Genomic DNA, 22691 nt, shown 5'->3' on the forward strand with positions numbered 1-22691 from the left:
ACCGCGGGGATGGTTTGTGGATGACTTCGTCAGTCAAGCGAGCTGCAGTTAGAGTGACAGCACCCTTGTGACCAAAGGCTGTGCCGGATACCATCATCATAGATAATGAAGCCATCCGCGCGTCGGCTGGTTCCTGCGGGAGTATGGGGATGGAAATCTCGCGTCGTGCGGTGCTTGCAGGAGGAAGCGCTGCCGCAGTTGCTGCGTCCGTGGGCAGCACTGCTGGGTTTGCGCAGACTGCCCCGCACTTTTCGCTGGGCTATGCGCCGCACGAGGGCAGCTTTGCGAGCCGTGGTGACCGGCTCGAGCAGATTGCCTTTGCTGCAGGCGAGGGGTTTTCCGCGTGGGAAGACAATGAGGCGGCAGGCCGCACGGTGGCGGAGCAGACCGCCATGGCCCGCGCGCTCCGGCAGCGTGGCATGACCATGGGCGTGTTTGTCGCCAGTATGCCCAGGTGGGCGCAATCGCGGCCTCTGCTTGGCGGTGACGACGATGCGGATCGCGAGGCTTTTCTGGCGGACATTCGCGCTTCGATCGATGTCGCCCGGCGGCTGGACGCGAGGTGGATGACGGTCGTTCCGGGCTTCCTCGATGCCAGACTGCCGATCCATATCCAGACCGGCCGCGTCATCGACACGATGCGCCGCGCTGCCGAGATCGTGGAGCCGCACGGTCTGGTGATGGTGATGGAGCCGCTCAACACTTTGACCGACCACCCCGGCGTGTTCCTCCAGACGATTGCGCAGGCCTATGCTGTGGCAAGGGCGGTCGACAGCCCTGCAATCAAGATCCTTGCCGACGTCTATCACGAGCAGATCCAGGCCGGAAACCTGCTTACCACGCTCGAGACCTGCTGGGATGAAATCGCCTATCTTCAGTTCGGCGACAATCCGGGCCGCGCCGAGCCCGGCACCGGCGAGATCAACTACCGCAATATCGTCCGCTGGCTGCGCTCCCGCTCGTTCAGCGGCGTGATCGGCATGGAACACGGGAACTCGATCGGTGGCCGCGAAGGCGAGGAGCGACTGCTCGCCGCCTATCGCGCAATCGACGCAGAACAAGGATGAAGTTGATGCTAGGCAGATGGGTCATAGCCGGAGCGGCGTGCTTGTTATCAGGGAGTGTCGCCATGGCGCAGGAACGACCGGGCTTCGATGACACGCCATACTTGCCGGGCAGCGAATGGCGCGTGCACGATCCTGCGCGGCCCTATCCCGAAGTGGTGACGCCGGGCGATGCTCCGGGCGCGCCGCCGTCGGACGCAATCGTGCTGTTCGACGGCAGTTCGCTTGAGGCCTGGCAGGCGCAGGGCGCCGCCTGGACGGTGAGCGACGGTGTGATGACCGTGCCGCCGCGCGCTCCGGGAAGCGGCGAGAGCGCGCTCGTCAGCAGGGAGAGCTTCGGCGATGTGCAGCTCCACCTCGAATTCCGCTCGCCGAACCCGCCAGAGCACACCTCGCAGGACCGCGGCAACAGCGGTATCTGGTTCATGCAACGCTACGAAATCCAGATTCTCGACAGCTACGACAATCCCACCTACGCCGACGGGTCTGCTGGCGCGATCTACGGTTGGAAGCCTCCATTGGTGAACCCGTCGCGCCCACCCGGCGAATGGCAGAGCTACGACATTGTCTTCGAACGCCCGCGCTTTGGGGAAGATGGCGAGTTGCTGCGTCCGGCCTATATCACCGCCTTCCTGAACGGCGTGCTGGTGCAAAACCGGCAGCCCTGGTTGGGCGAGACGGTGTGGCGCGATCTTGGCCGTTACACCCCCCACGAGGATGTAGCGCCGATCCAGCTTCAGGATCATAGTTCTCCCGTTTCGTTTCGCAACATCTGGGTCCGTCGCCTCCCCGAAGCGGCGGTGAACCATGATTTTCCGGAGGCAGGGCAATGAACATAGACCGCAGAGACGCGCTGGCGGGCATGGTGGCGATGTTCGGCGCCAGCCTGTTTGCCCCGATAGCTCGGGCAGCATCCCAGGCCGCACCGATCAGCTCCGGCCCGCCAAGCGCGCCGGTGTTCACCGCGGAGCAGCGCGCGCTGATGACTGCTCTTACCGAACGCATCATGCCAACCACCGATACTCCGGGTGCAATCGCCGCGGGTGTCCCCGAGTTCATCGAGAAGCTGCTGGCCGATTGGGCGCTGCCTGAAGAGCGTGAGCCGATCATCGCCGGGCTCGATGCCATCGAGGCGCGCAGCCAGACGGACTACCAGATGGCCGCGACCAGTACGCTGCCCGAACAACAGGATGCGCTGCTGCAACTGGCGATGGATGGCGAGCTGTCGGAAGGTGCGGATTTCTTCCAGAAGTTCCGGCAGCTGGTGATCACGGGCTATTTCACTTCCGAGATCGGCATCACGCAAGAGAGGGAATACCTGCCTGTCCCCGGTCGGTATGACGGCGCTTACCCGTACTCACAGGTCAACAAGGTGCTTTCCTCATGATGACCACACGGCGGCAATGGCTGGCGGGTAGCGCTGCACTCGCCACTGGCCTGATGGCTCCTCCGCTCATGGCGCGCGCATGGGCAGCGAGCGCGAACCCGATCGGACTGCAACTCTACACGGTGCGCGAACTGTTCGCGCGCGAGCCGATCCGCACGCTCGAGGAAGTCGCCGCGATCGGCTATCGCGAGGTCGAATTCGGGGGCGGCGGCTACGAGGCGATGGACCTTGTCGCGCTGCGTGACACGATGGACCGGCTGGGGCTCGTCTCGCCCTCGATCCACATCGGCTATGAAACGCTGGCGACCGGTTTCGACCGTGCAGTCGAGACAGCCCGGACCTTGGGTGCCGGAGCGATCGTCCTTCCCTGGATGGCGGAGGAACATCGCAACTCGGAAGGCTGGACGGCAGCCCTGGCGAACTTCAACCGCTGGGGCCCGCAATTGCAGCAGGCCGGCCTGGAATTTGCCTATCACAATCACGACTTCGAATTCACCGAAAAGTTCGGTGGCCGCAGCCTGTTCGATCGGCTGGTCGAGGATACCGATCCGGAAACGGTCAAGATCGAGCTCGACCTGTACTGGACGGTGGCTGCGGGCGAGGACGCCAACGCGGTCATCTCCCGCCTGCCGGGCCGGGTCTATGGCTACCACGTCAAGGACCGCACGGCGGATGGCGTAATGACCAGCGTCGGCAATGGCGTGATCGATTTTGCCGACATCTTCACGCTCAACAGCCTTGCGGGCGTGCGGCATTTCTATGTCGAGAACGATCAGTGCCCGTCGCCCTATCTCCCCGATATCCACGCCAGCTTCATGGCGCTCAGCGCGCTGCGCGGCGCATTGCCAGGAATCATGTAATGTCCACCATGTATGATGCCGTTGTCGTCGGTTCAGGAGTAAGCGGCGGCTGGGCGGCCAAGGAGCTAACCGAAAAGGGCCTGCGCGTCCTCATGCTCGATCGCGGGGTCATGGTCGAACATCGCCGGGATTACGAATACGAAGGGGAAATGGCCGCCAATATCCCTGCGCGCGACATGATGCCCCGCCCGTTGCAGGAAAGCGATTATTTCATCGCCCGGCACGGCTATGTCTCGCCCGCTACGCAGAAATACTACAACAACGACCGGCTCAATCCTTACGCTTATGACGAGGGAGACAAGTTCTACTGGATACGTCCGGGCGCGGTCGGAGGCAAATCGCTGATATGGGGGCGCTGGACCTTCCGCTTCAGCCCCGATGATTTCGAGGCGAACAGACGCGAGCAGGTCGGCATCGATTGGCCGATCCGGTATGACGATCTCGCGCCTTGGTACGATTACGTCGAGGATTATGCCGGGGTCTCCGGTTCCCACGAGAACCTCCCCTATCTGCCCGACAGCCGTTTCCAGCCGCCGATGCCGATGAACATCGCCGAGGAATGGCTGAAGGAGCGGCTCGAAGCGAGCTCACCGGGGCGCAAGCTGATCCACGCACGGATGTCCAATCTCACCGAGGACAAGCCCGAGCAGGGCCGGGTGAAGTGCCAGTTCCGCAACCAGTGCGGGCGCGGCTGCTCGTTCGGCGCCTATACCTCGACGCAATCGGTGACCCTGCCTGCGGCGCGCGCGACGGGCAGGCTCACAGTGCGTTCCGATACGGTCGTTACCGGTCTGGAATACGATGCGACACGCAAGCTGGTGACGGGCGTACGCGTGGTGGATGCCAACACGCGCGAGGCATCCGTCATTCCCGCGCCTTTGGTGTTCCTGTGCGCCTCGGCGATGGCGTCAACGCAGATCCTGATGAATTCACGCGTCCGGGGTAGTGAGCAGAGCCACTTCAACAGCAGCGGCACCCTGGGCCGCTATGTCATGGATCACATCTTCCGCGTCGGGATCGGGGGCGAAATTCCGGGCTTTTCGGAGTTCATTGAGTATGGGCGGCGACCGGGCGGGGTCTACATTCCGCGGTTCCGCAACCTTGGCGGCGAAGAGGATGTCGGCTTCCGTCGCGGCTATGGCTATCAGGGTTCGGCCAGCCGGGGGCCCGCTGGTCCACATGGTTTCGGCGCATCGATGAAGCACGGTATGCGCAGCTATAGCCCGTGGCGCTTTTCGATGGGCGCGTTCGGCGAATGCCTTCCCTACGCCGATAACCGCGTCAGTCTGCATCCCGACCAGGTCGACCGCTTCGGAATGCCGCTGATGCGTTTCGATGTCACTTTCCGCGAGAACGAGATCCGCATGATGGACGATGCGAGGATAGAGGGAGAGCAGATGCTTCGTGCCGCCGGCCTGCTCAACGTGGAAAGCTGGCGCGGCGAGCATGTCCCGGGTGATGCGATCCACGAGATGGGCGGGGCGCGCATGGGTGACGATCCGCGCGAGTCCGTGCTCAACAAATGGAGCCAGGCGCACGATGCTGCGAACCTCTATGTCACCGATGGCGCGCAGATGGCGTCGGTCTCCTGCGTCAACCCCTCGCTGACGTTCATGGCACTGACCGCGCGTGCGGCAGATCACGCGGTCAATCAGCTGCGCTTGGGGGCGATATGAAGTTAGTGCCGATTGCTGGCGTTGCGCAGGTTGCGTCGCTGTAGAGAGCACCCGCGTTGCCACGGCAATGTCCGCTCTTAGGAACCACCGCGAGGTGGCGCTATGTCTTGAATAAGGGTGGGAAGCCTCGGCTCCGCTTTTAGGACACCAAAGCGAGAAAACAGACGCCTAGACGAGAAGCCGATCGGCAGCAAAGCGCCTTCGCTCGTGGCCAAAAGGCTGCGCTATGAAGAGCGTCGCTTCTAGAGATGAGCGCCACCTGATCGACAGAGAAAACTACAAGACCTGCCCCTCGGTCGCCTTGGCCGAGTGGCAGAACCTCGTGGCATAAGCCACACTGGGGAAGAGGATGGGTTCCCCAATCGGAGACGAGTTGCGGTTAGACTGACAGCACCACCAGATCTCCATAGGTTTCAATCATTTATGGTAATTTGATGCACTTATGCCCGCTGCGATGCCCACTTCTTGGTTGGCTCGCGGCGCATTTTAGCGCACCATGGCGCATTCGGCATGACGACCAATTCTGCAATGGGGGCCCGTTCTTGGGCAGAGCCGGACCCATTTGCTCCGCGAAATCGGCCGTTCAAGGGTTGCCTTCAAGTGCCTGAAGTTGGGCATTCAATCTGATTGATTGGGATGGAGGCGGTGTTGGACCAGCCTGCTCGGCAGTGCACACCCATCTCTCTATTCGCTTTTATGTCGGAATTTCATTGCCAACCGGACTTGCGAAGGTTGAAATTTTTTCTCGACATGGATTAAACGCGAAACCGCAAACGTTTCCCTCGCACAGCTGCTGGCAGGCAGCGTCACCACAAGAGGAGAAATGCAATGCCTATCACGAAGCTTGTTCTTGCACTCGGCATCCTTCCTTTGGCGACGGCGGTATCGGCAGCCGACATCCTTTACGAAGAGAGCATCGCGAGACAGGAAGAGCAGCGCATTATCGACAGTCCGATCGCCGGCATCGAGAACAGCCTGTGGTTCGATTACCGAATCGATATACTCGAAGCCCAAGAGGAGTTGGTGAGCGACCTGCGGAGGGCAAGCGATCTGGAGGACCAGCGCGACGTCTGGGAAGAATACGCAAACGAGTTATCCCACGAGCGACGCGATTACATAGAGGAAATGGCCGAGCGCGGCTATCGCGATTTCACGATCACGATGGAATGATGCTGCGCCACTTGCGCAACTGAGAGGGGCCGGAGCAATCCGGCCCCTCTTTTGTGACGACATTCAAATCGAACCCAAGTGGCCGTCACCGCCAGCCCGCCTCTCGCGCGGCACGCTCCTCTTCGCTATCGAGCGCGGGACCAGCGGCGCGTTCCTGGGCCAATGCGAGGATCTCCGCAGATCCAGCCATACGGTAATCCGTGCCGTCGCTGGCATCGCCTTCTCCGGTTGCCTCCAGTCGCCAGCCAGACGCGTCACGACAGGCAAGGCCGCTGGCTTCGTTGGATGTGAAAGCCCGGCAGAATTCACCAGCCTCGGTTCGGAAAGACAGCAGGATCCGCGTTGGCGCATCGCTCTCCTGGTCGGCAACCAATCGGGTATCCAATACGCTGGCAAGCTGGCTATCAGCATAACCGGGCGGAGCGCCGCCGTCTTCACGCGGGAGAAATACTGCCAGGGCAAGGCTGGCGGCAAGCGCGGGGCCTGCAACCCAGCCCCATCGTGGAAAGCGGCGCCGTTCCAGCAACCGGTCTTTCGCGGCTGAGATGTCTATCACAGACGCGGAGCCATGGCCTTCGATCTGTCCCCCCTCTTTCAAGAGCGACATCAGCCGGTCGGGCACAGGACTCGCTGCAAGAGGTGCAAAGTGGGATGTGAGCTTTTGCTTGAGTGTCCTATGGGCTTCCACCTGTTCGCGCAGGTTCCCGTCGGCCTCCACAGCTGCAGCTATCTCCGCGGCGCGCTCACCGTGAATTTCGCCATCGGTCCATGCAGCGAGTTCTTCGCGGGAAATCGTCATGCTGCATCCTTCAGCAGCGCCAGAAGCGCGTCGCGGCCCCTGACCAGCCGCGAATTAAGCGTTCCGACCGGACAGCCGACAATGACGGCCGCTTCCTTGTAGGCATAGCCTTCGACCATCACCAGCAAGACCGCCTCGCGCTGTTCCTCCGGCAGTTGTTGCAGGGCGCGATCGACATAGGAAAGTTCCATCACGGCTTCCTGCGGACCACAGCCTCCAGTATCGGCACCGGCATCTTCGGCTACGAAAGTGACATTGCGCCGGGTTCGCGTGCGGCATTCGTCTATCCAGCAATTGCGCATGATCCGATACATCCAGCTGTCGAGCCGCGTGCCGTCCTGCCACTTGTCGCGGTTAACGAACGCACGCTCTATGGTTGTCTGGCAAAGGTCGTCCCCATCCGCAGGACTGCCCGCCAGCCCGGCAGCGAAACGACGCAGCCGGGGCAGGAGGTCAGTCACCTGCTCTTCAAATGATGGGTTCACTCGTTTTGCCTCTACGTGGATTAAACGGCTGACACGCGCCGTTTCATCCATGCTTAATGGACTTTATTTCAAGGGACTGACAATGCGTATCTGGTTCCTCCTCACTGCAGCGAGCTTTCTGCTCTATTCTTCTGCGTCAGCCAATGCACAGGTCGCAGTCGGCGATGTGCAAGTCGGCCTTCCGGGAACGCAACAACTGCCTGGCAGAGTTCTCGACCCGCTTTTGCAGGAGGCCGACAATCTGGAGCGCGAACTGGCACGGCAGGCGCTGGACCTTGCGCGAGATCGGGTGCGGAGAATCAATCGTCTGGTCCGGCGCAATCAATCGCTGATCGAGCGCGATGCACGCGGCGAGCCCGCGCGGCGCGGAGAATTGATGGTGATGGATGTCGATGCGCAAGCCATCTCTCGCGCCGAAACGGAAGGCTATCGGGTGTTGGGCCGGGAGCAGCTTGACGGGTTGGGGTTGGCAATATGGCGCTTGGCGTTACCTCCCGGAGTGGAACTTGCCGAAGGTGAGGAACGCCTCTCCCGATTACTTCCCGATGCGACTATCGACCCCGACAACCTCTATGAGCAGTCAGGCACTTCCCCTTCTGCGGGTCACAGTTTCTATCCGGTTCCAGAGCGGAGGCTGCAAGCCACTTCGGTGCGAGTGGGTATGATCGACGGAGCACCTGCATCCGGAACGGGAGTTGTGACGGTGCGCAGCTTTGCCGAGGGAGGAGGCGAGGCGAGTGATCACGGTAGTGCGATTGCCTCCTTGCTCCGCTCGGCTGGCGCGTCGCGGATCTATGCGGCCGATGTTTATGGCAGTGATCCCGCAGGGGGAAACGCGCTGGCAATCGTTCGCGCACTCGCCTGGCTGCATGAACAGGGGGTGAGAGTGGTTTCTGTCAGCCTTGTTGGCCCGCATAACGCGATCCTTTCCCGCGCCATTCGCGGGGCGCACGCAAGCGGCATGGTTGTGGTGGCGGCGGTGGGAAACGATGGCCCGGCAGCTCCCCCCGCATATCCGGCGTCTTATGACGGTGTCGTGGCGGTGACCGCGGTAGACCGGCGGGAACGTGCACTGATTGAAGCTGGCAGGGCCCTCCACCTTGATTACGCCGCTCCAGGCGCTGACATCTTCGCATGGAACCGGCGCGGAAGACAACAGCGCGTGCGCGGCACGTCTTACGCAACACCGCTTGTCGCTGGCCGTATCGCGGTGGCGCTGGATGATGGCAGCAACTGGCGCTCCGTTCTGGATAGCGAGGCGCACGATCTTGGTCCTCGCGGACCTGATGAGACCTATGGCCGGGGTCTCGTTTGCCGGGACTGCGGCGCGGCGCGCTGAAAAAATCTTTTTGCCGGTGAATTAAACCGAGACAGCCATCCGTTTCCCTTTCGTCAACTGGACGCAATCGCGCTTCCGGCAAACCTACGAAAGGAAATCAGCCATGAAGATCATTCTTTCCGCCACCGCAGCCCTGGCAATTGCCATGTCCGCAACCCCGGCCTGCGCCCAGGTCCTCGGCGGCATCGGCGGAGGCGGCGGGCTCGGCGGCGCGCTCGATACCACGATCGGCGGCGTGGACCGCACCGTTCGTTCGACCACCGGCGGCGCGTTCGAGACGCGCGGCTCCACGCGCGGGAGAACGCGCGTTGATCGTCGCGAAGGACGGGTCGAAGCAGAGCGCAGAGCGGATGCCTCGGTAACCGGGGAAGCCGAACAGCTCCTGTCCTCACCCCTGGGCGATACAAGTGCGCAGGGCAGCGGTTCCGGCAGCGCCTCTGGCCAGGGCAGCGCTTCTGCCCAACTGATTGGCACGGACGCTGTTCGTGAAACCACCGCAGGCATCCGCAGCACTGCCACGGGCACCGTCGCCAGTGCCAGGGGCACGGCGAGTCGCGTAGCTCGCAGTGCAGGTGGCATTCCATCGGTCTCCGGCGGCGCCAGCGGCGAGAGCGAAGGATCGGGTAACGGCTCGGCGGATCTGGCGGGTCAGGCCCTTGCAGTTGCAGGCAGCGGAGCAGCAAGCGGAAATGGCGTGTTCGGGGTTTCGCCCGGCATGCCGGTGTTGTCACCCGACGGTCGCCAAATTGGCGAGGTTCGCCAAATCGTGGCAGATCGTCGCGGCCGGGTAGAGTCCTTGCTTGTCAGCGCTGGCGACGGCCGCCGTATGGTGCCGGCCGGGAACTTCACCGCTGCTGGCAATGGTTTGATAATGGGCAGCGGCGAAGCTGGCGGAACTACCGGTTCCACTGCCGAACCGGAAGAAGAGAGCAATCAGTAAGCTCTAGCCAAAAACGCCAGTCTTCCTGTACTTGAGAACGGCTCCACCTGCTTGCTGGTGGGGCCGTTCTTCAAACAGCCCGCTCCCTCAATGCCGCGCGCATGAAAGACGCCTCGACGCCGGTCATCTCTCGGCTCCCAAGTTGACCTCCGTAAAGTCCTGCATGCGGCCCTTCCTCCCACCTGGCCAAGCCCATCCCGCACATCTTGCGAAGCCGATCAGAGGCTGTAATGGTAGCGCTAACAGAAAATGGCGCGCGGGAGTGGATTGGATGAAGCGAGGGAAAGCCTTGGTCCTGGCTGGACTGATACCGATAGTAATCGCGTCAACGGAAGATCAGATCGATCTGGCGCTGGACACCGAGCGTGAGTATTTCTCCGCAGCCGGACTGGATGTAATCGTCTTTGACGACATCTACCCTGACGGGCACCAGACGGGAGTGACGATCATCCAACATGGTCGCCGCGTGGCGGCCAACGGCGATCTGCGGCTTGAGCCGGAACCGGGGCAGTGGTCACCCATGCCGGTTTCTGCCGGTGCGCGCACGGTCGATCCCGCCACGGGGACGATCACCCAGTCGTTGCGCTATCCGGATCCCGCCAAGGATGGACACGGCTTCAATCCGATCTTCTATCCCGAGCTGGAACTTGACTACAGCGTCTCGGTTACGCCGGCCGGTGGCAATTCATTTCGTATCACGATCGACCTGGCCGAGCCTCTCCCTGCTGAATGGGTGGGGCGGGCCGGCTTCAACATGGAGCTCTTTCCGGGCGAACTGTTTGGCCGCGCGTGGCTGATGGACGATGCCACAGGTCTGTTCAATCGCCAGCCTGAAGGTCCGTTGATCACGCTAGACGGCCCGCGTGTCGCGGTGCCGCGAAATGTGCAGATCAACGGCCCCGTGCAGGATCCCAACGGTCAGGTGCTCGCAGCGCCACTGGCCACAGGGCAGCGCTTGACGGTCGCTCCCGAAGCGGCGATGCAGCGGATCGAGTTCCGTAACGTGGGGCCGGGCGAACTGCAGCTGATCGATGGCCGCTCGGCCCACCCCAACGGCTGGTTCATCGTGCGAACGCCGATCCCAGCGGGGGCGACGGCAGGTGCGGTTGAGTGGATCGTTACGCCAACGACAGTGCCAGAATGGAGCTACGGCCCTGTCATTCAGGTGTCGCAGATCGGATATGCCCCGGCCCAGACAAAGCGCGCGGTGATCGAGCTTGCCCGTGGCAGCGCACTGTCGGGCGACGCGGTGCTTTACCGCCTCGGCGCCGATGGCCGGGAGATGGTCAAGGCAGCACCACCAGCGGTCTGGGGCGATTTCCTGCGCTATGACTATGCGCATTTCGATTTCAGCGATGTTACCCGGCCGGGGCTCTACGAGCTGGAATACGGTGGGACGACATCGCATCCGTTCCGCATCGATGATGCGGTTTATTCGCGCCACGCCTGGCAACCGACGCTGGAATATTTCCTGCCGGTCCAGATGTGTCACATGCTGGTGAACCAACGCTACCGGATCTGGCATGGCCTGGACCACCTCGACGATGCCCTCATGGCCCCGGTCTCGCTCAACCATTTTGATGGTTATGTGCAAGGTGGTTCGACGCTGACCAGCTTCCAGCCGGGTGATGTCGTTCCAGGCCTCGACCGCGGCGGCTGGCACGACGCTGGCGACTATGACCTGCGCGTCGAATCACAGATCGGCACCACCTACATGGTGGCCAAGATGGTGGAGGAATTTGGCCTCGACTACGATGCAACCACGATCGATCAGGAGCGCCGGGTGGTCGAGATGCACGATCCCGACGGGACGAATGACGCGATCCAGCAGATCGAACACGGTTTGCTGAATGTTCTTGGCGGGTACCGCGCGCTGGGCCGCCTGTACCGGGGGATCATCACCCCGAGCCTGCGTGCCTATGTCATGCTGGGGGACGCGGCCAACCACACCGACAACGAATTCCGGCAGCCGGTCGATGGCCTGGGTCTTGACGGCAACGGCGATCCGATCCTCTGGGACGACCGCTGGGTCTTCACGGAGGACAACCCCGATCGCGAACTTTTTGTGGCCGGCGGGCTTGCTGCTGCGGGGCGGGTGATGCGCGCGCATGGATCGCCGCTGGGACAAGAGGCGATCGATGCGGCGGAAGCGATCACGTCACTTGCCTTCGAGCGCTCCGACAATGTTTCCAACCAGACATTCGCATTGGCCGAGTTGGCCCAGGCGACCGGCGATCCCCTTTATATTGCTCAGCTCACAGCCATGGAGCCAGCGATCCTTGCAGACGTGGCGAACAGTGCCTGGAGGCTCGCCTCGATCGAGGAGCGTTTACCGGAAGGGTTCCGCCAGCGCCTTGCCGCCGCGGTCGCGACACATCAGCTGGTGGTTGAAGCAAGTGCGCGAACGGATAGCCCTTACGGAGTGCCGTACGAACCCGAAATCTGGGGCGCAGGGTGGACCGTCCAATCGCTTGGAGTGCGTCAGTGGTTTTTTCACAAGGGGTGGCCGCAGGCGACTTCGCGCGAAAGTTTTCTCAACGCGCTCAACTTTGTCCTCGGCGTGCATCCAGGCGAGAACCACGAGAGCTTTGTGTCGGGCGTGGGTGCCGACTCCCCCACTGTCGCTTATGGCGTAAACCGTGCCGACTGGTCGTATATACCAGGCGGCGTGATCTCCGGGACCAACCTGGTTCGGCCGGACCTGCCCGAGTTGAAGGAGTGGCCATTCTTCTGGCAACAGGGAGAGTACGTCATGGGTGGGGGAGCGACCAACTACATGTTCCTCGCTCTGGCGGCCGATGCGCTTTACCGCGCCGGGGAAGGCAGCATTGATTGACGGGAGCCAAAGCATTGCCCCGCGCGATCCAGGTACTTCTCGGACACACGAAGATCGAGAATACTGTCCGCTATCTTGGCGTCGATGTGGAGGATGCCCTGCTGCTTGCAGAGCGCACAGAAATCTGAACTATCCTGCGGTCGGCCGGCGACACTGGTCGACCGCTTTCAGGCTAGCCCTGTGGTTTGACGATCGACCGAAATGGGGGTGGATTCCTGCCGCTCAATCAACGCAAAGAAAGCGGCTGCCGATCCTGCCGCGTCGGACTTCAGCAAAGCACCCAAAGGTGAGGTTTGAGGCCTCACAAGTCCCGCTGACTTCGGTTCCGACAGAAGGCGGTCGTTCGCCGTCCCAGTCGCCGACAATGCAACGCCCGTCACATTCAGAGCTGTCTTCACACCTCTTCCCACCATCGCTTGTAGGGACAACGCAAGCAGGCGAGCCAATCAATCCCACTGGCTGCATTGAACCTCCCGAAGCTTCGCATTGTTCGGCTCGAGGAACCTGCAAAGTTGACGGCGACGGATCACGAGTTTGACAGCTAGCCAAAAGCAAAAAAAGAGCAGCTGCCCAGAGGGTTGTGAAAGTCCGCACAGGACTAGCGATACCACTTTCGAAAAGCGGCAGCAAAGAGTCGCTTGCAGAAAGTCCGCTTCTGGTCTTGCTCCGGCTGATAGCTGACATTGCCGACATCGGGAAATGTTTGGCGGCGGTACTTTGTCAGGAATGGCGATAGACTGCCGGCTTGGCGAATGCTGGAGCACCCTCTTGTTTCACAGAAGGAAACTAGCCTCCGCCAAGTTGACCGTGCCGTCCAGCCGGATGGCGTAGTCGGCGAGCGCGTCGCCATCGACGTCCATGTAGACCATCGTGTTGGCGCCAACGTGCGCCCAGCGCAGTTCGCCCGCCGTTCCGGAGAAGGCATCGCTGCCGATGTAATCGAAGGCATCGTCTGTGCCGCCCAGGATCGCATCGACTGCGGACAGATCGATCCTGTCACCCTGCGCCACGGTGAAGTCGGTGATCCGGTCGGCGGTGTTGGCCGCCAGTCCGGCAAAGTCGCCGTCAGCGAAAGCGAACACGTCTGCGCGGAGGCCGCCGGTCATCACATCGCGGTCCGCCCCGCCGATCAGCCGGTCCACCCCGTCACCGCCGTCGAGAATGTCGGCCCCGTCCTCGCCGTGCAGCGTATCCATGTTCGCTTCGCCGAGCAGCGTATCATTGCCGGTGCCCCCATAGATGACATCGTTGCCGATGCCGCCCAGGATCAGGTCATCACCGCCATCGCCGTGGAGAGTGTCGATATTGGTGCCGCCGTTGATGATGTCATTACCTTCGCCGCCATGGATGGCGTCCTCGCCGAAGTTGCCAACCAGCCGATCAGCCCCGGACCCACCGTAGATTGTGTCGGCCGTGTTGCTGCCATAGATCGTATCATCGCCATCGAGCCCGGAAAGCGTCGCGCCGGCACTCCCGCCGTAGATCCGGTTGGCCAGCGCATTGCCGGTGCCCACCGTGGCCAGGGTTCCGGCCAGCCGCAGGTCCTCCAGGTTGGCGCCAAGGGTGTAGTTCACGCCCGAGCGGACATAGTCGATCCCTTCGCCCGCCAGTTCGACAATCACGTCACCTGCTTCGTAGACGAAATAGCTGTCGTCCCCGCCGCCGCCGCGCATCTCGTCATCGCCCGATCCGCCGTTCAGGAGATCGTTTCCGGCCCCGCCCAAAAGCAGGTCGTTGCCGCCAAGAGCGTTGAGCAGGCTACCGAGCGTGGCATTGGCGACGAGTTCGTTGGCCAGCTGGTTGCCGCGCAACTGGGTGGCCAAACCGGCGAGGCCGAACGCTTCGATGTTGCCATATCGAGAAGGGTTCGCGGAGAAATCGATCGAGCTGATGATCCGGTCGAACCCCTCGTTCTCCAGCTCCGTTACAACGTCACCGATGCTGTCGATGGAGAAGGTGTCGTTGCCCAGGCCACCCACCATCGTGTCACTGCCGGTGCCGCCGTCGAGTGTGTCGTTGCCGCCGAGGCCGTAAAGCTGATCGTTGCCGGCACCGCCATCGATCAAATCGTTGCCATGTTGATCGATTGACAACGGCAGGGAATCGCCACGTAGAAAGTCATCCCCTGCTTCGCCGTAAAGTTCGTCGTCGAATGCACCGCCTTCGATAGTGTCGTTGCCGTCCCCACCGTAAAGGAAGTCATTGCCCGCAGCCCACTCCATGTCGAGCGTGTCGCCGCCGATTATGTCGTCTCCCGCACCGCCGTAAACGATGTCCGATCCATAGGCACCGCCGAGCCGGTCGTCGCCCGCGCCGCCATGCAATACATCATTGTCCTGCCCGCCGTCGATGACGTCGTTTCCTGAGCCCCCGCTAGCAAAATCGTTCCCGTGGCCAAGCGCAAGGGAGACGTTGCCAAAGTATCCAGCCCCGATCACCACATTGTCGGCCACACTACCGAAGAAGGAGCCGACAATCGTCTCTGTTTGTAGGAGCTCGAACCCGGTCACACTCATTCCATTGACTGTGCCGGTGCCGCCGTCCCACAGCAGCGTAAGATCCATGTTTAGCGCAACGCCGAAGGCTGCTTCGCCCAGCGCGATGCTCAGGGTATCAGTGCCGGTGCCGCCATCCGCCGTGCCGGTGCCAAGGGGTCCGAGCGTGATGGAATCGTTGCCGTAGCCGCCGAGCAATTCGTTGATCCCTGCACCTGCGAAAATCGCATCGTTGCCTTCGCCGCCGTTGAGATAGGCAGAGCCGTCCGCACCGATCAGCATATCGTTGCCAAGGCCCGCGTCGTTGACACCGGCACTGCCTGACGTGCCCGCGCCCAGATTGATGACATCGTCCCACTGCGTTCCATAGATGCCGATGACGGATTCGAATCCGGTGACTGTCCCGCCGTTGACGCTGCCGAAGCCGCCGTTCCACATCCCGGTGAGATCGATGGTAAAGGCGGTCGTTCGGGCAAAGGGACGGATATCCAGCGAATCCGTGCCAATGCCGCCATCGGCAAGATTCACGGCATTGCCGCTAAAAACAACATAGTCGTCCCCGCTGCCACCATTTATGATGTTAGTTCCGTCGCTATCCTCGAAATAGTCATTGCCGCCATCACCGTTGAGAGTGTCGTTGCCGACCATTCCGTACAGCGTATCATTGCCGTTGCCGCCGTTGATGGTATCATTCCCATCACCGCCATCGAGCCGATTGTTGCCATTGTTGCCGCTCAACACATTACCCACGGAATTGCCGTAGCCATCGATGTTGGCGAAGCCGGTGAGGGTCAGGTTCTCAAAATTGTCCGCGAGGTACCAGTTGAGCGAAGCCAGCACGGTATCGGTGCCTTCACCAGCCAATTCGGTAAGCGTGGTGGCGAGGTTCTCCACCGCATAGTTATCATTGCCGATGCCGCCGATCAGGACATTGGTGCCCCCACCACCGGCCAGTGTATCGTTGCCCACGCCGCCTTCGACGTAATCGTTGCCGAGGCCGCCAGTGTAGCTGTCATCGCCGCCGAGCAGCCGCATCGTCACCGCCCGATCGAAGGCCGCTCCGAACACCACCGTGTCATTGTGCTCGGTGGTCTGGTTGAAGAAGGTGTGCAGCGTTTCGAAGCCGGAGATACTCACGCCGCCCACGTTCCCGCTCATGCTGGTGCCGATGAAGTTCAGCGATATGGAAACGCCAGCCGCGGCGGCAACAAGATCGAAGCGCAGATGGTCTGTACCGATGCCTCCATCGGCCGAACCGCCCGTCATCGCGCCAAGCATCACGATGTCATCGCCGTCATCGCCATACAGATTGCCGATCCCGTCGACATCGACCAGCGTATCGTTTCCATTGCCGCCGCTCAGCCAGTCGCTGCCCAAGCCGCCGACAAGCGTATCGTTGCCTTCCTGGCCTTGCAGGTCATCGTTGCCCGCACCACCGCTCAGTGTGTCGTCACCATTTCCGCCAATGCCGCTATCATTGCCGTCGCCAAGTTCCACCGTCACGGCGGAGTCGTAGAATCTGCCAATCACGACTGTGTCGTTAAGCACGCTACCGATAATCGGCCCGCCAAGTATTTCGAAATCGCTCACGGTGGCGCTGCCGATCGAGGCGCTTAGTCCTGCCCACAGGAACGTAAGATCGGCCGTTACGCCGCTGGAAGCGAGCGTGAAATCCAGCGTCAGCGTGTCGGTGCCGCTGCCGCCATCATATATCGTGCCGAGCCCATCCCGTACGATAAGCGTATCATCGCCGTCGTCACCAAATGCGCTGTCTCCGCCTTGGACGACCATGGTGTCGCTGCCGTTCCCGCCCGAGAGCTGGTCGGTGCCGTCGCCGCCATCAAGGATATCGTCACCCTCGCCACCGTCGAGTTCGTCGTTGCCTGCGCCGCCCAACAAAGTGTCGTTGCCGTCAAGGCCGATAAGTACATCGTCCCCGTCCAGCCCCTCGATCGTGTCCCCGGTTCCGGTTCCGGAGAGGACATCATTATCCGGAGTCCCCGTGATATCCGCCATCAGCTCACTCCCCCCATGTCCCGGAAGAAACTATCCGGGAAAGCAAGTATACGCTGCCGCTGCTATGCTCCTGCATTCTTCGCCGTGCCAGAAAAATCAGGGCGAGTCCTGCGCATGCGCCGCCGTCCGGGATCGACGGGCTTTTTAGCTGGCTCGGGTGCTGCCCCACTGGACGGTTGGTGGCTTGGAGTAATGTCAATGCAGATGCGCCACTGGCAATTGGGGGCAGACCGGTACGAGGGATCACGTAACCGCCTACTTTCCTCCAACTGGGGCTTGAACCAAGCCGTGCTCGATAGTCCGCCCCCGGTCCATTCGTGCTCGGAGTTTTACGCTTTGCTCAGGTCCCGGAGGGCTGGTGTCATCAGCCGAATTGGTCAGCAGAAACCGGATATGGTTAAGAGCAGGACTGGATTGCGCGTGATCAAAGACACCCTCGATCGATATGATCATTATTTGAGAGCTGGCAGGGGGATAAAAGACAATGGCTCCTAATCATGGACTGCCAATCCAGACAGTTAACCTTGCCATGGTGAATGGCACCACGATCAAATCGTAATCATCGTCTGATGCCGGATGTCACAACCAGGCACTTGTGACACTGGGTGAACAGTTCCTTTTCGCCTCACGCGTGCAAAAGCGGTCACTCAGCATATCCGACCAGCATACCCGACTCCCCGTCGCTCGCAGTCACTTCCTCGGCAGTCGTTTCATCGCCGCCCGGTAGCGTTACGAGAAGATCGACGCGCCGGTTGGCTGCGCGCCCGGGTTCGTTGGGTGTTCCATCAGGAAGCGCATTGGGCTGCATCGGATTTTGCTCGCCAAAAGCGATGATAGTGATCCTCTCCTCCTCGATACCGTGATCAACCAGATAGTCGCGGACTGCCTCGCCGCGTTGGCGTGAGAAGCGCAGATTGACCTCATCGTCACCCGCAGAATCGCTGTGCGCGCGCAGCAGGATCGGGCCGCCCTCGGCGATCTGTGGCGAGCTCAGAATGTCTGCCAGCTTGGCTGTGGCTGTTTCCGATAGCTCAGTGCCCCCGTCGGCGAATGGAATTTGCACGTCAAGCGGCGCTAATTGCGGCTCCGGCGAAAGCACCGGTCCATCCAGATCGTCGCGAATAATGGACGTTGGCTCGGGCGCTGGTTCGGTCGTTGCGGGTTGCGGCAGACTTTCCTCCCGCTCGCAGCCGCCGAGTGCAAGCAGGAAAGCAGCACCGATCAGTCCGCAGGCAACGGTGTTGGGGATTCTTGACATCGCGATTCTCATGAAGCTGACTCCGGCTTGGGTCCGCTCTCCTTGGCGGCGCGCTTCGCTTCGGCTTTTTCAGAGGTGCGTCGCTGGGGCGGGGTAAAGGTGATAATGGTATCGCCTGCCTTCGGAACAGGACGAGCTGCGTGAGTGAAGAAGCGCATCTGCCCGCCTTCGCGCAGCAGCAGGAGCATATGTGCATGCTCGGGAAGTGCTTCCTGCGCGTCCTCGTAATCGAATTCCTCGGAAAGCCTTGTCTTGCGGAAAACCCAGCCCTCCTTCTGGCGCTCATTGGTTTCGGTAACGCCCCAACCCGATTGAAACAGAGCACGCCCGCGCAGGGCCTCCGGCAATGAATGGCGGTCGCTATCGTCACCGGCTTCGCCCAGCTGATAGACTGAATCGCGCCCGATTTCATACGCAAATTCACTACAAACCAGCGTATTGTACGCTTCGTTGTCAGTCGCAGCGACGAGCACCTGGAACGGTCCGAGATCGAGATTGTGTTCCGTCGCTTCATTGAGGATTTCGCCATGATAAACGGGCACCCCGCTCTGGCGGGCGAGAGCCAGGCGTTGCCAGCTGGAATCGACAACCGTAACCGGGGTCTTGAGATCCAGCATCTGTTTGGCGAGCGCGATCGTCCAGGGAGTGCTGCCGACGATCAACAGGCCGGGTCTTGTAGCGCCTTTGACCTTGAGCAGCCGCGCGGCCAGGTCGACCGTGAACCCATGCGCCACGATCGTCGCGACGACAACCGCGAAACTCAGACCGATCAGGACATTGCCATCCTCGTAGCCGAGCTCTGCCAGGCGCAGCGCGAACAGGCCCGAGATCGCAACCAGCACGATCCCGCGCGGCGCGATCCAGGCCAGGAAGAAACGTTCGTTCCAGGGTATCGTGGTGCCGGCCAGGGTGATCAGGATAGTCAACGGCCGAACCACGAACAGCAAGGCGAGCAGAAAGGCCGCGAAGCGCCAGTTGAGATATTGAAGATCGGCCCACTCGAGCGACGCAGAAAGAAGAATGAAGATGCCCGAAACGAGCAAGACCGCGACATTCTCCTTGAAAGGATGAATGCTGCGGAGGCTTTGGACATTCATATTTGCCAGCGCAACTCCCATCACCGTGACCGCCACCAAGCCCGCTTCGTGCTCGATCAGGTTGGAAAGGACGAAAACGCCGATGACCGCAGTCAGAAGGACTGGCACCTTCAGGTACTCGGGTACGGTGCCCCGGGGGAAAGCCCAAGCAATGATGACCGCCGCAACGTAGCCGAGCAGGCCAGCGAGCGCCGCTGAAATAATCAGCGGGGGCACCACTTCGATGACGGAGGCTCCATCGGCAGACAGGCGGAAATATTCATACGCGATGACCGCGCACAGCGCGCCTGTCGGGTCGTTGACGATCGCTTCCCATTTCAGGATCGAGGCTGGCCGGGCCTGGATCGAGCTTTGTCGCAAAAGCGGGATAACCACCGTCGGCCCGGTAACCACCAATATGCCGCCGAACAGCACGGCGACAGGCAGCACCAGTCCTGCGATTTCATGCGCTGCCAACGCACCGAGGAACCAGCCCACCAAAACACCGACCGTCGCCAGCCGCCAAACCGCTTGCCCCGAGTGGCGCAGTTCGCGAAAGTTGAGGCTCAACCCTCCTTCAAACAGGATCAGGGCTACCCCGATGGCAACCATGGGTTCCAGCAAGTCTCCGAACACCGCTTCGGGATCTATCAGGTTGAGCACCGGACCGGCCAAGAAGCCGGCGAGCAACATCAGGACGATTGCCGGCCATCCGCTACGCCAGGCAAGCCACTGGGCGCCGATGCCCAGAACGCCGACCACGGCGATGATGAGTGTTTGATCCTGCATGGTTCGTCCGATGCCCCCTTGGAGGCCGCATGAAAGCCTGATGTTGTGATCTAACGTGCGCGCCAAAGGACGGATCCACCAGGCACGGTGTTTCCCACCCTACAAGGAAGAGTTCTGCCAAAGCAAATGCACCGCGGGAACAGAGATCCGGCAGGGGGGCCAATGCCCGGACCAAAGACGCTTGCCAGCCGATCCGCTGCTTCAACTCCTCTCCCGAGCTAATCCATCTGCCTTTACTGATGTACGCCCGCTTCCCGCTTACCCTGCGCAACGTTGAGGACCTGCATCTTGAACGGGGGGATCGACATCTTCCACGGAGACCGTGCAGCTCTGGTGGAACAGGTTCGAACCGCCGTTCGCAGGGGATATGGTATCAGAGGTGAGCTCCGGCGAGACTGGCAGCACTTCCCAACGAGACTGGCTCCAAGCGATTGCTTCTTGGCTCTTATTCCTCGAACTCGCCACAACCACTGACCATCGGGAGCCCCTGCGAAGTGGTCCGGGTGAGCGCAGTTTATCATAAAGTAGGCCGCCGGGCTGCCCGTCTAGGAGTCCACCTGCTCAATGGCTTCACCAAGCGGCTGTCCGTCAGCCAGCCGCCCGTCGGTTTCCACTGTGAATGAGACCACCGAGGGTCCGACAGCGCTCGCCGCTCTCACGAAACCCGCGGCTTCACTCGCCTGGTTGAAAGTCAACGCCGTCACCATGTCTGCTTCGCTCGCCGCAATTCACCCGAGTTGTTCCGAGAAATATCGTTCGGCATCTCCGCCCCGGCGGCGGGGGTTTGGGGGACAACCGCCGGGGCGAAGTACGAGATTACTCAGTCCGCCTGCAGGCGGCCGTTCATCGTGATCGCGGTGTTGATGTTGAAGAAGTTCGGCGAGGTAGCCTTCACCGCCTCGTGGATTTCCTCGTACTGCTCGCGCGTCCCGTCGCCTTCGAGTGTGACGACGTAGTCTAGCTGGCGGTAGCCGTTGGGCACATCCGGATCGAGTTCAAGCGCGCCGCGCAGGTCGATCTCGCCCTCCATTTCGATACGGCAGGTTGTCAGCGTCACGCCGCACATTGCCGCATGTTCGACGTAGCCGACCATCATGCACGCATTCACCGCGCTCATAAGCAGCTCCTGCGGATTGGGCGCGCTGTCGGTGCCGAACAGTTCATGCGGCTCGTCGGCGACGATCTTGAACCGGCGGTCGATCTTCACGCCTCCCAGCGTGCAGCTGTCGATTGTGGTTTCCGAGCGGGTTTGGCCGGTCCATTCGGTACGCACGCGAAAGGCCACCTTGCCGTTGGCGGGGTCCTTCTCGATCGCAGAAACGGCGTCTGCCAGCGCATCGAGATCGATGCCGTTGACGGTCTTCTTCTGAGTAATAGTGTCTAGCATTTCTTCTTTTCCTTGTATTGCCGGGGGTCAGCAGAATGCCGGCGCGACTTCGGCAATGCGGTCGCGCGCGGCGGGGGATATCGCAGCCACGCTGGCCACGAACTTGGGGTGGGTCATGCCGGATCCGAGATAGGTCCAGCGCAGGGCCTGGTGCTGGGCTTCGCCGAGCGCGGCGCGCTCTGCGCTGCCGAGCCTGCGCCCGGTAGCGAGCTCCCAGGCGTCGAGGTTGAGCTCGGACTGGGTCTTGAGACTTTCGTCCAGAAACATCCCGATCTCGAGATACTCGTCGAGCGCCTGCGTAATGCTCGCCTCGTCACGGCCTTCAGCCAGCGCCTCGACCATCAGCGTGTCGAGCTTGGCGTGCTGTGCCTCTTCCATCCAGTGATGCTTGAGCAGGCTCTTGAACAGCGGATCGATCCCGCCGTCGTTGCGCACGCTGCCGACATAGTGGCTTTGCGTCATCCATTCGATGTGGAGGATGATCAGGGCGACCGCGAGCGGATCGTGGCGCAGCACTTCTGCGGCCACCGCTTCGGGCGGGCCGATGACCTCGCACTTGCTGCCGAAATCGCGGGTGAAACAGGCATGGAACCGCTTGAACAGCTCGATGTGCTTGGCTTCCTCGCTCGCAAAATTGAGCAGTGCGCGAACCCGTTCGTCATCGCCATTTAGCTGCGGGCGCACATGGTCGAGCACGAATGGCAGGATGAATTCTTCGACCAGCCCGAAGATCGTCAGGTATTCGTGACCGCGGATCTGGTTGAGCACGCGCCGCTCATCGGCATCCAGCCCTTCGGCGGAAACGGTACGAGCCAGGCTCTCGGGCAGGAACGGACGGCTGAAGTCGAGCGCCGAACCTTCGGGCAGGACGTCCTCGATCTGCCAAGCGGCACGGGCTGAAGCGGAGAGGACCGTGGCGAAATTGTACTCATGTTTCATGGGTCATTTTCCTGTTTCGAATTGCGGGTGATGAGGGAGTGGGGAGTGGCCGTCAGGCCACTCCCGCGTGGGTCACGATGACAATGCCGCTGGTGAGCCAGAAAACGCTGCAAAAGATCGCTGCAGCCAGGCCAGCACGGGCGGACGCCATCCTTCGGGTGTCCTTGGTATTCAT

17 protein-coding genes and 7 pseudogenes are annotated in these 22691 nt (G+C 61.4%); 9 read left to right on the forward strand and 15 right to left on the reverse strand.

The window, feature by feature from the left end:
- Positions 1-149: 149 nt before the first annotated feature.
- The 6 genes from JY451_10100 to JY451_10125 all read left to right on the forward strand — a co-directional run bounded on the left by JY451_10100 (position 150) and on the right by JY451_10125 (position 6157).
- Positions 150-1067 (forward strand): TIM barrel protein, encoded by a 918-nt coding sequence (locus tag JY451_10100; protein QZH74103.1) that lies wholly within the window; start codon positions 150-152, stop codon positions 1065-1067.
- The gene (locus JY451_10105; GenBank protein QZH74104.1) at positions 1064-1897 is read left to right on the forward strand and encodes a DUF1080 domain-containing protein; all 834 of its coding nucleotides are present in this window, start codon (positions 1064-1066) and stop codon (positions 1895-1897) included. Before JY451_10100 ends, JY451_10105 begins: the two co-directional genes overlap by 4 nt.
- Positions 1894-2451, forward strand: coding sequence for a gluconate 2-dehydrogenase subunit 3 family protein (locus tag JY451_10110; GenBank protein QZH74105.1), 558 nt, complete (start codon positions 1894-1896; stop codon positions 2449-2451). The genes JY451_10105 and JY451_10110 overlap by 4 nt, the downstream gene beginning before the upstream one ends.
- Positions 2448-3311: a sugar phosphate isomerase/epimerase gene (locus JY451_10115; GenBank protein QZH74106.1), complete on the forward strand. Its 864-nt coding sequence runs from the start codon at positions 2448-2450 to the stop codon at positions 3309-3311. The genes JY451_10110 and JY451_10115 overlap by 4 nt, the downstream gene beginning before the upstream one ends.
- Entirely contained in the window at positions 3311-4987 is a 1677-nt protein-coding gene (locus tag JY451_10120) for a GMC family oxidoreductase (GenBank protein QZH74107.1), read from the forward strand. The genes JY451_10115 and JY451_10120 overlap by 1 nt, the downstream gene beginning before the upstream one ends.
- Before the next feature lie 828 nt (positions 4988-5815).
- Complete coding sequence (locus JY451_10125) at positions 5816-6157, forward strand: hypothetical protein (protein ID QZH74108.1); 342 nt, start codon at positions 5816-5818, stop codon at positions 6155-6157.
- Positions 6158-6242: 85 nt separating this feature from the next.
- On the opposite strand, the gene JY451_10130 is transcribed toward JY451_10125, so the two are convergent.
- Both JY451_10130 and JY451_10135 read right to left on the reverse strand, forming a co-directional pair.
- Positions 6243-6956 carry a hypothetical protein gene (locus JY451_10130; GenBank protein ID QZH74109.1) on the reverse strand — a complete coding sequence of 238 codons (714 nt, stop codon included), beginning with the start codon at positions 6954-6956 and terminating at the stop codon, positions 6243-6245.
- Positions 6953-7492 carry an RNA polymerase sigma factor gene (locus JY451_10135; GenBank protein ID QZH74110.1) on the reverse strand — a complete coding sequence of 180 codons (540 nt, stop codon included), beginning with the start codon at positions 7490-7492 and terminating at the stop codon, positions 6953-6955. The genes JY451_10130 and JY451_10135 overlap by 4 nt, the downstream gene beginning before the upstream one ends.
- Before the next feature lie 31 nt (positions 7493-7523).
- Between JY451_10135 and JY451_10140 the strand changes: the two genes are divergently transcribed.
- From JY451_10140 to JY451_10150, 3 genes are all read left to right on the forward strand, one after another.
- On the forward strand, positions 7524-8780 hold the full coding sequence (locus JY451_10140) for a S8 family serine peptidase (GenBank protein QZH74111.1): 1257 nt from the start codon (positions 7524-7526) through the stop codon (positions 8778-8780).
- Positions 8781-8883: 103 nt separating this feature from the next.
- The gene (locus tag JY451_10145; protein ID QZH74112.1) at positions 8884-9720 is read left to right on the forward strand and encodes a hypothetical protein; all 837 of its coding nucleotides are present in this window, start codon (positions 8884-8886) and stop codon (positions 9718-9720) included.
- Positions 9721-9991: 271 nt separating this feature from the next.
- Complete coding sequence (locus tag JY451_10150; GenBank protein QZH74113.1) at positions 9992-12556, forward strand: glycoside hydrolase family 9 protein; 2565 nt, start codon at positions 9992-9994, stop codon at positions 12554-12556.
- A 773-nt stretch (positions 12557-13329) separates the two neighbouring features.
- Here the strand turns inward: JY451_10150 and JY451_10155 are convergent.
- From JY451_10155 to JY451_10215, 13 genes and pseudogenes are all read right to left on the reverse strand, one after another.
- On the reverse strand, positions 13330-14229 hold the full coding sequence (locus JY451_10155; protein ID QZH76676.1) for a type I secretion C-terminal target domain-containing protein: 900 nt from the start codon (positions 14227-14229) through the stop codon (positions 13330-13332).
- A pseudogene (locus JY451_10160) lies at positions 14203-14538 on the reverse strand (hypothetical protein). The gene JY451_10155 and the pseudogene JY451_10160 overlap by 27 nt, the downstream one beginning before the upstream one ends.
- Positions 14512-14778 (reverse strand): annotated as a pseudogene (locus tag JY451_10165) (hypothetical protein). Before JY451_10165 ends, JY451_10160 begins: the two co-directional pseudogenes overlap by 27 nt.
- A 12-nt stretch (positions 14779-14790) precedes the next feature.
- Positions 14791-15120 (reverse strand): annotated as a pseudogene (locus tag JY451_10170) (hypothetical protein).
- A gap of 90 nt (positions 15121-15210) precedes the next feature.
- Positions 15211-15699, reverse strand: a pseudogene (locus JY451_10175) (hypothetical protein).
- A 255-nt stretch (positions 15700-15954) separates the two neighbouring features.
- Positions 15955-16329 (reverse strand): annotated as a pseudogene (locus JY451_10180) (hypothetical protein).
- A gap of 54 nt (positions 16330-16383) precedes the next feature.
- Positions 16384-16842: pseudogene (locus JY451_10185) on the reverse strand (hypothetical protein).
- Positions 16837-17067 (reverse strand): annotated as a pseudogene (locus JY451_10190) (hypothetical protein). Before JY451_10190 ends, JY451_10185 begins: the two co-directional pseudogenes overlap by 6 nt.
- Before the next feature lie 643 nt (positions 17068-17710).
- Positions 17711-18337, reverse strand: a complete 627-nt coding sequence (locus JY451_10195) for an OmpA family protein (protein QZH74114.1) — start codon at positions 18335-18337, stop codon at positions 17711-17713.
- Entirely contained in the window at positions 18334-20190 is a 1857-nt protein-coding gene (locus tag JY451_10200) for a sodium:proton antiporter (GenBank protein ID QZH74115.1), read from the reverse strand. The genes JY451_10195 and JY451_10200 overlap by 4 nt, the downstream gene beginning before the upstream one ends.
- A 545-nt stretch (positions 20191-20735) precedes the next feature.
- Positions 20736-20894 (reverse strand): hypothetical protein, encoded by a 159-nt coding sequence (locus tag JY451_10205; protein QZH74116.1) that lies wholly within the window; start codon positions 20892-20894, stop codon positions 20736-20738.
- 116 nt (positions 20895-21010) lie between these two features.
- Positions 21011-21577, reverse strand: coding sequence for an OsmC family protein (locus tag JY451_10210; protein QZH74117.1), 567 nt, complete (start codon positions 21575-21577; stop codon positions 21011-21013).
- A 27-nt stretch (positions 21578-21604) separates the two neighbouring features.
- Entirely contained in the window at positions 21605-22516 is a 912-nt protein-coding gene (locus JY451_10215; protein QZH74118.1) for a diiron oxygenase, read from the reverse strand.
- Positions 22517-22691 lie beyond the last annotated feature (175 nt).

The sequence above is a fragment of the Erythrobacter sp. genome (assembly GCA_019739335.1).
Lineage (GTDB): Bacteria > Pseudomonadota > Alphaproteobacteria > Sphingomonadales > Sphingomonadaceae > Alteraurantiacibacter.

Bases quoted from the DNA above. Each gene is read 5' to 3' on its own strand.
- JY451_10100 (QZH74103.1), top strand. From the start codon at position 150: ATGGAAATCTCGCGTCGTGCGGTGCTTGCAGGAGGAAGCGCTGCCGCA.
- JY451_10105 (QZH74104.1), top strand. From the start codon at position 1,064: ATGAAGTTGATGCTAGGCAGATGGGTCATAGCCGGAGCGGCGTGCTTG.
- JY451_10110 (QZH74105.1), top strand. From the start codon at position 1,894: ATGAACATAGACCGCAGAGACGCGCTGGCGGGCATGGTGGCGATGTTC.
- JY451_10115 (QZH74106.1), top strand. From the start codon at position 2,448: ATGATGACCACACGGCGGCAATGGCTGGCGGGTAGCGCTGCACTCGCC.
- JY451_10120 (QZH74107.1), top strand. From the start codon at position 3,311: ATGTCCACCATGTATGATGCCGTTGTCGTCGGTTCAGGAGTAAGCGGC.
- JY451_10125 (QZH74108.1), top strand. From the start codon at position 5,816: ATGCCTATCACGAAGCTTGTTCTTGCACTCGGCATCCTTCCTTTGGCG.
- JY451_10130 (QZH74109.1), bottom strand. From the start codon at position 6,956: ATGACGATTTCCCGCGAAGAACTCGCTGCATGGACCGATGGCGAAATT.
- JY451_10135 (QZH74110.1), bottom strand. From the start codon at position 7,492: ATGGATGAAACGGCGCGTGTCAGCCGTTTAATCCACGTAGAGGCAAAA.
- JY451_10140 (QZH74111.1), top strand. From the start codon at position 7,524: ATGCGTATCTGGTTCCTCCTCACTGCAGCGAGCTTTCTGCTCTATTCT.
- JY451_10145 (QZH74112.1), top strand. From the start codon at position 8,884: ATGAAGATCATTCTTTCCGCCACCGCAGCCCTGGCAATTGCCATGTCC.
- JY451_10150 (QZH74113.1), top strand. From the start codon at position 9,992: ATGAAGCGAGGGAAAGCCTTGGTCCTGGCTGGACTGATACCGATAGTA.
- JY451_10155 (QZH76676.1), bottom strand. From the start codon at position 14,229: ATGCGCGGCGGCGGCGGGGACGACAGCTATTTCGTCTACGAAGCAGGT.
- JY451_10195 (QZH74114.1), bottom strand. From the start codon at position 18,337: ATGAGAATCGCGATGTCAAGAATCCCCAACACCGTTGCCTGCGGACTG.
- JY451_10200 (QZH74115.1), bottom strand. From the start codon at position 20,190: ATGCAGGATCAAACACTCATCATCGCCGTGGTCGGCGTTCTGGGCATC.
- JY451_10210 (QZH74117.1), bottom strand. From the start codon at position 21,577: ATGCTAGACACTATTACTCAGAAGAAGACCGTCAACGGCATCGATCTC.
- JY451_10215 (QZH74118.1), bottom strand. From the start codon at position 22,516: ATGAAACATGAGTACAATTTCGCCACGGTCCTCTCCGCTTCAGCCCGT.